Annotated in this window: 2 protein-coding genes; one reads left to right on the top strand and one right to left on the bottom strand. The window is 55.3% G+C overall.

All coding sequences use genetic code 11. From position 1 onward, the window contains the following. Positions 1–99: 99 nt before the first annotated feature. Positions 100–543, bottom strand: coding sequence for a cupin domain-containing protein (locus tag ACR0CG_RS23785; protein ID WP_480527971.1), 444 nt, complete (start codon positions 541–543; stop codon positions 100–102). A 43-nt stretch (positions 544–586) separates the two neighbouring features. On the opposite strand from ACR0CG_RS23785, the gene ACR0CG_RS23790 reads away from it, so the two are divergent. Further along, the coding region (locus ACR0CG_RS23790; RefSeq protein WP_480527973.1) for a LysR family transcriptional regulator at positions 587–1583 on the top strand (997 nt) is incomplete at its 3' end.

Genomic DNA, 1583 nt, shown 5'->3' on the forward strand with positions numbered 1-1583 from the left:
ACGGCATCCGTCAGTCCGCGCAGCGCCAGTAGGATTTCCAGTCGCTGCGAGAAGGGACAGACGGGGATATGATAGACGATGTGTTTGCCAGTCATGGTATCAATCCAACGGCGGGCCAGTGAAGATCATGTTGTGCCGCTTGGCGCTCTCTTCAATAGCAGGCATGTCCTCGGGAATGCGGCACTGACCGGCTGCCATGTCGGAAAAGAAGCCTTCGAATCCGCCGGGTGTCAGGATCACGAGATGGCGGCAAGGTTCGTCGTCTGTTACCTTGAAGGTATGTTCCTTGCCTCGTGGGATGAATACGCTTTCGCCGGCCCCTGCGGTGAACTCCTCGCCTTCCAACCAGAACCTGCATGTGCCGGTCAGGATTACAAAGGTTTCGTCTTCGTTTTGATGCACATGGCGCGGAGGGCCGCTACCCGCAGGGGACCAGCTGTCCACGATGGACATTGCGCCGCCTGTCTGTTCTGGGCCGAGGATGGTTTTGTATTTTACGCCGAGCCATTCGATGGCTCCGTCGATTTGGGCCAGGTCCTTCATCGTTTCTCTCCATTAGCATCGGATTGAAACGAAAGCGCTTCCGTTGACAGAAACTTATCCGAAGGCCAACCTATCAGGCAAACCGCAATATCAAATACAGGATATCGGCCTGGTGAATTTCGCTACACTGGACCTCAACCTATTGCGCGTGTTGGACGCCCTCTTCAGCGAAGGCTCAACCGTCAAGGCGGCCGACAGGCTAGCGATGTCGCAATCCGCAGTCTCTGGTGCATTGTCGCGTCTTCGTCATGCCTTGGACGACCCCCTTTTTATCCGGCAGGGAAACCGTTTGGTTGCGACCGATTATGCAGCGAGGATTGAATCCGGTTTGCGGGAAGAGCTCGAACGTCTTGAGGCTTTGCTAGCTCCGCCAGCTACTTTTGATCCGCGAACCGCTGAAGGCACTTTCCGGATCGCCGCCAGCGATTTTTTCGCGGAACTCCTGATGCCACCTTTGGGTGATCTCCTGCAAAAGTCAGCGCCCAATCTACGAGCGCAGCTGGTTGATCTGGTTCCGAATGACTATGTGGCCAGTCTTGAACGACGCAACGCTGACATTGCGTTGATCCCGGATTTGCTACTGCCGAACTGGCTCAATCGAGAGCCACTCTTCCATTCGCCCTTCCACGTGATAGCACGCAAGGGAAACCCAAAGCTTGAGGGGCTACAGGATGGGACGCAAATGCACATGGATACGTTCTGCGCACTCCACCACGTTTTGTTTTCCCCAGAAGGGAATCTGGCTGCGATGGGCGATGCTGCCCTTAATCGCGTCGGAAAACAGCGACAGGTTGCTATGACAGTGCCCGTCTTTAGTGGCGTTTGCCGTGCGGTTAGCGAAAGCGACCTCATCGCGCTTGTACCCGCGCAGCTTGCAAAGAAAGTGGCCAAGACATTCGAACTGAACGTGTTCGAACCTCCGATGCATATTGAACCGGCGTTGATCATCGGCATCTGGCACAAGCGTTTCGACAACGCCCCGATGGCGGCCTGGATGCGTAGCCAAGTCTTCGAATTAATGAAGGGTTTGGAATTTGACG

Source organism: Ruegeria sp. AB8 (assembly GCF_056542605.1).

What these genes read in the sequence shown, in the direction of transcription:
- ACR0CG_RS23785 (WP_480527971.1), bottom strand. Translation starts at nt 543, where the DNA reads ATGAAGGACCTGGCCCAAATCGACGGAGCCATCGAATGGCTCGGCGTA.